This is a genomic window from Tardiphaga sp. (genome assembly GCF_028290495.1).
Classification (GTDB): domain Bacteria; phylum Pseudomonadota; class Alphaproteobacteria; order Rhizobiales; family Xanthobacteraceae; genus Tardiphaga.
In genome coordinates, this window is sequence record NZ_JAQGJT010000048.1 from 22,956 (window position 1) to 30,332 (window position 7,377).

The 7,377-nt window shown below is 63.6% G+C and carries 7 protein-coding genes; 3 read left to right on the plus strand and 4 right to left on the minus strand.

Translation table 11 applies throughout. The features are described 5' to 3' along the window. Positions 1-129: 129 nt before the first annotated feature. Complete coding sequence (locus JWQ24_RS09445) at positions 130-1,398, plus strand: flavin-dependent oxidoreductase (protein WP_299806960.1); 1,269 nt, start codon at positions 130-132, stop codon at positions 1,396-1,398. Positions 1,399-1,400: 2 nt separating this feature from the next. On the opposite strand, the gene mutY is transcribed toward JWQ24_RS09445, so the two are convergent. Next, positions 1,401-2,489: an A/G-specific adenine glycosylase gene (gene mutY, locus JWQ24_RS09450; protein ID WP_299806962.1), complete on the minus strand. Its 1,089-nt coding sequence runs from the start codon at positions 2,487-2,489 to the stop codon at positions 1,401-1,403. A 27-nt stretch (positions 2,490-2,516) separates the two neighbouring features. Here mutY and JWQ24_RS09455 point away from each other — a divergent pair, with 27 nt between their 5' ends. Then, complete coding sequence (locus JWQ24_RS09455) at positions 2,517-2,996, plus strand: DciA family protein (RefSeq protein WP_299806978.1); 480 nt, start codon at positions 2,517-2,519, stop codon at positions 2,994-2,996. Positions 2,997-3,100: 104 nt separating this feature from the next. Then, a complete protein-coding gene (locus JWQ24_RS09460) occupies positions 3,101-3,763 on the plus strand; it encodes a DsbA family protein (RefSeq protein WP_299806964.1) in 663 nt (220 codons plus the stop codon). 860 nt (positions 3,764-4,623) lie between these two features. Here the strand turns inward: JWQ24_RS09460 and JWQ24_RS09465 are convergent. The 3 genes from JWQ24_RS09465 to JWQ24_RS09475 form a co-directional block, all read right to left on the minus strand. Further along, positions 4,624-5,328, minus strand: coding sequence for a GrlR family regulatory protein (locus JWQ24_RS09465; protein ID WP_299806966.1), 705 nt, complete (start codon positions 5,326-5,328; stop codon positions 4,624-4,626). 207 nt (positions 5,329-5,535) lie between these two features. Further along, the gene (locus JWQ24_RS09470) at positions 5,536-5,820 is read right to left on the minus strand and encodes a type II toxin-antitoxin system ParD family antitoxin (protein ID WP_299806968.1); all 285 of its coding nucleotides are present in this window, start codon (positions 5,818-5,820) and stop codon (positions 5,536-5,538) included. Positions 5,821-6,033: 213 nt separating this feature from the next. Beyond that, positions 6,034-6,912, minus strand: coding sequence for a GIY-YIG nuclease family protein (locus JWQ24_RS09475; RefSeq protein ID WP_299806970.1), 879 nt, complete (start codon positions 6,910-6,912; stop codon positions 6,034-6,036). Positions 6,913-7,377 lie beyond the last annotated feature (465 nt).

Genomic DNA, 7,377 nt, shown 5'->3' on the forward strand with positions numbered 1-7,377 from the left:
TCGGTCAAAGCTTTCGGCATTGCCGGAAGCAATTTACATCCATAGATAGCGACACTCCGCGACACCCTTTCACAGTTGCCCCGAGCGGCCTCTCGTGCCATGACCTCGATCAAAATCGGGGGAAACATCATGACGGTTCTCATCGCCGGCGGCGGCATCGGTGGCCTCACGCTTGCGCTCAGCCTGCATCAGATCGGCGTGCCCTGCCGCGTGTTCGAAAGCGTCCATGCGCTGAGGCCGCTCGGCGTCGGCATCAACGTGCTGCCGCATGCAGTGCGCGAGCTGATCGAACTCGGCCTGCTGGAATCGCTCGATTCCATCGGCGTGCGCACCCATGAACTGGCGTTCTTTTCCAAGCACGGCAAACCGATCTGGCAGGAGCCGCGCGGGCTGGAAGCCGGCTACCGCTGGCCGCAATTCTCGGTACATCGCGGCAGGCTGCAACAGATCCTGCTCGATGCCGTCACCGAGCGGCTCGGTGCCGAGAACGTTCTGACGAGCCATCATCTCACCGGATGGTCGGAAACCGCCGAAGGCGTTCGCGCCGACTTCATCGACAAGGCCACCGGCCGGGCGCAGCCCAGCCATGACGGCACACTGCTGATCGCCGCCGACGGCATCCATTCGGCAATCCGCGAGAAGCTCTATCCGCAAGAGGGCGCGCCGCTGTGGAACGGCCGCATCCTGTGGCGCGGCATCACCGCGTCCGACGCTTTTCTCACCGGCCGCTCCATGATCATGGCCGGCCACGAGATCCTGAAATTCGTCTGCTACCCGATTTCCGACCGGCCCGACGCCGACGGCAAATTCCTGATTAACTGGGTGGCCGAGCGGCACATGCCGCCGACGTATGAGTGGCGCCGCGAGGATTACAACCGCACCGCCCGCCTCGACGAATTCCTGCCGTGGTTCGAGGACTGGAAATTCGACTGGCTCGACGTGCCCGGCCTGATCCGCAACTGCCCGCATTCCTACGAATACCCGCTGGTCGACCGCGATCCCGTTGCCCAATGGACGTTTGGCCGCGTCACACTGATGGGCGACGCCGCGCATCCGATGTATCCGATCGGCTCCAATGGCGCGTCGCAGGCAATCCTCGACGCCCGCGTGCTGACCCGCGAGATCCTCGCACTCGGCGAGGTGCCGGCCGCGCTCGAAGCCTACGAGGCCGAGCGCCGGCCCGCGACCACCGATCTGGTGATGCTGAACCGCCGCAACGGGCCGGAGCAGGTGATGCAGATCGTCGAGGAGCGCGCGCCCAACGGATACGAGGTCGTCACCGACGTGCTGTCGCGGCAGGAGCTGGAAGACATCGCCGCCAATTACAAGCGCGTCGCCGGCTTCCAGGTCGAAGGCCTCAACGCCAAGCCGCCGATCGTAACCTTGCCGGAGCCGTAGCTTCAGCCCAGCGCGTGCGCGATCACCTTGCGCATCACGTTGGGCAGCGCCTCGTCATGCAGCGTCGCGACCGGCACCCAGCGCATGCCTTTTGGCGCGCGGCAGGATGAGGTGACGCGGACGGTATAAACCACCAGCTCCAGCGGAAAATGCGTGAAGACGTGGCTGACGACGCCGACCTTGCGATGCCATTTCGCCACGCCCTTCAGCACCGGCGCCTGCGCCAGCGCTTCGCCGTCGTCATGGCCAGCCAGCCACTCCGAACCGGGCACTTCGGTCATGCTGCCGAGCAGGCCCTTTTCCGCGCGCGTGCGCACCAGCATCTCATCGCCGCGCGTCACCACGAAAGCGGCGCCGCGGCGCAGAATGACGGCCTTCTTCGGCATCTTGCGCGGAAAGCTCTCCTGATCGCCGCGGATGCGCGCCGCGCAATCGTCATTGATCGGACACAGCGCGCAGGCCGGCCGCTTCGGCGTGCAGATGGTGGAGCCGAGATCCATCAGCGCCTGCGCGCTGTCGCCGGCGCGCGTCCCGGCCAGCAGCGTCGCGGCCAGCGCCTGGATCTGCGGCTTGGACTTCGGCAGCGGCTCTTCCACCACATAGAGCCGCGACACCACGCGCTCGATATTGCCGTCCACCGGCATGGTCTGGCGGCCGAACGCGATCGCGGCGATGGCCGACGCCGTATAGGGCCCGATGCCCGGCAGCGTGCGCAGGCCTTCTTCCGTATCGGGAAACTTGCCGCCATGCTCGCGCAGCACGGCGACCGCGCAGGCGTGCAGGTTGCGCGCCCGGGAATAATAGCCGAGCCCGGCCCACATCCTGAGCACGTCGTCCTGCGACGCAGCACCCAGATCGGCCACGCTCGGCCAGCGCGCCAGAAACTTCTCGAAATACGGTCCGACCGTCTGCACCCCGGTCTGCTGCAGCATGATTTCGGACAGCCAGACGCGGTACGGATCGATCGCCCCGCCCGGCAGCGGCCGCCACGGCAATTTGCGGCGATGCCGGTCGTACCAGTCGAGCAGCTGCATGGGCCGGTCGGCGGCGGGTTGTTTCTTTCGCTGGCGGGCTGCAACTGATAGGTTCATGTCACCATGTATCCAAAACGCCCCTCGATGAACAAGCCCGGCTACATTTCCGCGAAGCCGCTGTCCGTCCTGCTCGGCGGGGTGTTTTCCGATGCGTTTGCCAAGCAGGGCTTTGCTTCCCGGGAACTGGTGACGCGCTGGGCGGAAATCGCCGGCGCCGACATCGCCAAATTCTCCGAGCCGCTGAAGATCCAGTGGCCGCGGCCGGTCGAGGGCCAGAACCAGGTTCCGGCGACCCTGATCCTGCGCGTCGAGGGGCCGATGGCGCTGGAGATCCAGCATTCCTCCGACGCCATCCTGCAGCGGGTCAACCGCTTCTTCGGCTGGAACGCCGTCGGCAAGATCGCCTTGCGCCAGGCGCCGCTTTCGCGGCCGAAGGCCCGCAACACCGTAAAGCCGGTCGAGCCCGCCGCCATCGCCGAAGTCGCCAAGGGCCTTTCCAGCGTCGAGGACGACGATCTGCGCCAGGCGCTGGCGCGGCTCGGCGCCAGTATCAAGCGGAATTGAGATTGCGCCGGGCCGCACGCGCCGGCCTGTGCTTGCCACAATTCAGGTTTCAAGCTAGCGAACACAGACCAATTCCGGGCGCGCCGCGCCAACAGGAGCCTCCGTTGATCATCACGCGCCGTGCCGTCACCCAAGCCCTCTCCCTCACCGGCCTCGCCGCGCTGGTCGGCGTCTCGCCCTTGATGCTGGTCGAGCAGGCCTTCGCGCAGAGCGCCTCGGCCGCCGACGTCGCCAAGCCGGTGTCGCTGCCCGACATGGTTCTCGGCCCGAAGGACGCCGCCGTCACCGTCACCGAATACGCCTCGATGACCTGCCCGCATTGCGCGGCCTTCACCGAGCAGGTGTTCCCCAAGATCAAGGAAGCCTTCATCGACACCGGCAAGATCCGCTTCGTGTTCCGTGAATTCCCGCTCGACATCAAGGCCGCCGCCGGCTCGATGCTGGCGCGCTGCATCGCCAAGGACGACTCCGGCAAATATTTTGCCGTGATCGACATGCTGTTCAAGCAGCAGAACGACTGGGTGATGAAGGAAACCGCCGCGACCCTGACCCGGATCGGCAAGCAGGCCGGCCTCAGCCAGCAGGCCGTGGAAGATTGCCTGAAGGACCAGGCGCTGCTCGACAAGATCGCCGCCGACCAGAAATTCGCCAACGAGGTGCTCAAGGTCAACTCGACCCCGACCTTCTTCATCAACGGCGAGAAGCTGACCGGCGAAACCTCGTTCGAGGAATTCTCCAAGAAGATCACCCCGCTCTTGAAGAGCTGAGGCAGCCGCGCGCCACTCTGGCTGTCATCCCCGCGAAAGCGGGGATCCAGTAGACGCAGGCGTTTGCGATCGCTCCACAAGCAGCGCGGAATACCGGATCGCCCGGTCGAGCCGGGCGATGACAGCTGTGGGTGTTGCAAGCGCATCGCTCCCCCGGCTCCTTCCCATTTTCGATTTCAAACAGCCACGCCTCCGCATCCTCGCGACGCCGGAGCGCCCGAGCTTTGCCAGTTCTCCCCTCGACCCATGAGGGGAGCGACGCGCCGAAAGGCGCGGGGATAGCATTCGCGCCGGCCGCGCCGCCGTGCGAAGGGCGACGAAACCTTGCGCATCGCCTTTCGGCGCGCCACCGCGGCTTTTCTGTCCGGGGCTCCGCACTTCCGGGAACAGGCGCGGTCCCATCGGGTCCGCTGATCCGGCCAGCTTTCGCCGGCCTTCACCTGGTCCGCGTCCAGCCGCTCAGCGGCAGAGCCTCATAGTAGGCTCGGACGGAGAACCCCCGGCCTCCCGGACATGTGCGTGCGAGGCACATGCGCAGGCGCCGCATCCTGCCCCACTCCAAGAACGCCTCATGAAGCGCCCCTCGCGGACAGGACACTGAGGACTATAATCACGAAAGGATTATTGTCAACGCGCGCTGTGGACTATTTTCTTATCTGGATTGACCTTGTCGGAAGCCTCATGCGCGCTTTGACACCCGCTTGAATTTCCGCCCCACCTTCCAGGGACTTTCAGGGACGCATGATGTTCGAGAATTTGTTGGTCGACCTGATCGGGCTGACACTGATCGGACTGTGCCTCGCCGTCCTGGCAGCCGCCAAGCCACAGAACCCGTCATCGGCTTACGCCCGCGACCGACTTCAGGCCGGATGCAGCAAAGTCAGATCGGCGGCGAGGCGCAGGCTGCGCTTGCCGGCCAGAGCGGTCGCTTCCCAGGCCGCACTTTCCGCATCGCAATGGCCGGAAAAGCCGATGCCCACCTCATGGCCGCCGAACACCGGATGCTCGCTGGTGCCCGGCGTGTGCTCCTGGTTGACGATCTCACCCTTCCAGCGCCCCGCGGCCGACGAATAGGCGCCGAGATAATAGTAGAACGCATCGCCGCCGAGGATGCGCCCGTCGTGCAGCACCATCACGCCGGTGAGTCCGCCGTCGAGCCCGTCGAGCAGGCGGATGTGCACCGAATATAGCCCGTTGACGATGCCGCCCGCGCCGACCACGCCAGCCGGCGGCAACGACGCCTCATCCAGGCGCGTCATCCGGGAGTGCAGCACGACGCCCGGCGCCTGCACCGGCGTGGACTCGAACCGGTAGTGGCTTCCATCGGCCCAGCCGCGCATATCGACCTCGGCGTTGTCGTCGCCATACAGCGCGCGAAACCGCCGGTCGGCGGCATGGCGCTGCCCGGCAAGCCGGCCGGTGATCTCACCGCCGGCCTCCTGGTAGGAGCCGACATGGGCAAAGGCCGAATTGCCGCCGAGCATCCGGCCGCCATGCACATGCATGACGCTGCGCCCGGCAACCTCGCCGGCCTGGTAGTCGACCTTGTAGAAACCATCGAACACGGCGCGTCCCCGGCGTCATCTTACAGGGGCAAGTGTAGCACAGTGCGCGAAAAACGTGTGGCGGGAAACGCAAGGGGGCGCATCGCCCGGCGCGCCACCGCGGCTTTTCTGTCCGGAGCTCCGCACTTCCCGGGCAAGGCGCGGTCCCATCGGGTCCGCTGATCCGGCCAGCTTTCGCCGGCCTTCACCCGGTCCGCGTCCAGCCGCTCAGCGGCAGAGCCTCATAGCAGGCCCGGACTTCACCTGCTCATCGTGGTGGGCACGCAGGCGAGCGAACACTTCCTCAGCCGGGAGGTCCGGCCCGGGACTGGACAAAGCAGCGAGCACCTTCTCGCGTATCATCCCGTCAAGCATGGCCTCCTCGCGATCAGGGGCACGAATACCCGCCCGAACGACCTCGCTGGCGGAATCGTAGTGCCCAGAAGCGAGACGGCGATCGACGCTGGCCTGCTGCTTGCCGAGTGTAACGGAAATGGGTTTGCTCGTGCGCATCGAGTGTGTCCTTCCAAGCCAAATAACACCGGTAGTGACACAGTCACACCGCCGCTAAAGTTTTGGATCTGGATGCTTCCGAAACAGCCTCGAACTCAGGAAGATCCACCTTCAATCATACCGGAAAAGATATCCCTGCAATTACGAGAAGCTACTGATCTTTGGGGACGCATATCAACACCGTTGTCCCGCATATCGCTCTATTCATACGCGCTATGCACGCTGAACCAGTTCGGAGCTTGGGACAGATCGAAACACATTCTCCGTTAAACGTTGATATTCGATCAGCTCCGAGACCGCATCATACGAATGATAACGCGCAAACACGCTTTTCGATTTTCTTTGGCGAAGATCCGCCAACGCTTCCGCCCAATAGGCTACAAGTGCTCGCCGAACACCTGGAAGTCCAAATATCCTTTCGGCTTTCGCAAAGTCGTCGCGAAAATTAACGAGAACGGCTCGCTCCGCAGAAGCATACCCTGCCACTTGAACGGCACCCTCGTGTTGCCCGATCCAGATTATCGTGTCCGGATAGTCCAGAATGAGGCGATCCAAAACGAGGTAATGATCGAACTTCCCGTCGACCGCTTTCTTCACGCTGAACGCAACCTCATGGGGACCGATATTTAAAGTGAACCAACGACCGCCGTTCGTTTTTGGCAGAAGAGTGAGAGTCCAGGCTCCCTGAATGTCCAGGTTTCCGAACAACCCGGAAAGCTGAAACAACCGATACAAGAAAAGACCCACTTCGCGGTTCTTAAAGAGCGCATCAGTCTTTTCATGGCCGACGCGAAGGCTCCTATTAGTGCGTCGGAGCTGCTCTCTTGCTTCGTGCGGAGGAGCACTAAATAGCTCGCGCGTTCCAACAGCGTCTCGTATGTTTCGCGTCTGAAAATGCCGATGCATTTCACCTTCGACAAGCCGCCAGTCGGTTACGTGCAGAAAGTCGGACAGCTCCCACGGTCCGTGGGCGGCATATGACACCGTGCCGTTGATGCCGCTAAGGCGTTCGCTTATCGGCCTCTCTGTTCCGCCAATCTTGATGTAATCGCTGTTCGGCGAAACGAGGACGTAAACGAAGCCTTCGGGCATCAGGGGCTCGCATTGCTCGATAACGTGCTCCGCTTGCACGCAACCTATCATTGCGCATTGTGAGCCTGATTGTCAGCACCTCAGATGCGAGTGATCGAATCGAGGTGCCCGATTGCCCCGGACTTCGCTCCGATCATCCGGACTACCGATCCCCTCCAAACCTCTGGAAAACCCCCCGCCCCGCGTTGCTCTCCTGCCTCCCTGCGGCCATTGTCCGGCGCTTGAGAGTGGTGGGGTCGCGAGTCCCGGCGCGCGGGAAAATACCGTTTATGGTATTGTTCGTGCTGCACGATTCGCGCTCTGCCCATATTCCGCCCGGCCGTAAGGCCGGCGGCTTGCATAGAGTAACGTGTCCATGAAACTCACGCGCCTGCGCCTGCACGGGTTCAAATCCTTCGTCGAACCCACCGATTTCATGATCGAACCCGGCCTCACCGGCGTGGTCGGGCCGAACGGCTGCGGCAA

What these genes read in the sequence shown, in the direction of transcription:
- JWQ24_RS09445 (WP_299806960.1), top strand. Translation starts at nt 130, where the DNA reads ATGACGGTTCTCATCGCCGGCGGCGGCATCGGTGGCCTCACGCTTGCG.
- mutY (WP_299806962.1), bottom strand. Translation starts at nt 2,489, where the DNA reads ATGAACCTATCAGTTGCAGCCCGCCAGCGAAAGAAACAACCCGCCGCC.
- JWQ24_RS09455 (WP_299806978.1), top strand. Translation starts at nt 2,517, where the DNA reads ATGAACAAGCCCGGCTACATTTCCGCGAAGCCGCTGTCCGTCCTGCTC.
- JWQ24_RS09470 (WP_299806968.1), bottom strand. Translation starts at nt 5,820, where the DNA reads ATGCGCACGAGCAAACCCATTTCCGTTACACTCGGCAAGCAGCAGGCC.
- JWQ24_RS09475 (WP_299806970.1), bottom strand. Translation starts at nt 6,912, where the DNA reads ATGCCCGAAGGCTTCGTTTACGTCCTCGTTTCGCCGAACAGCGATTAC.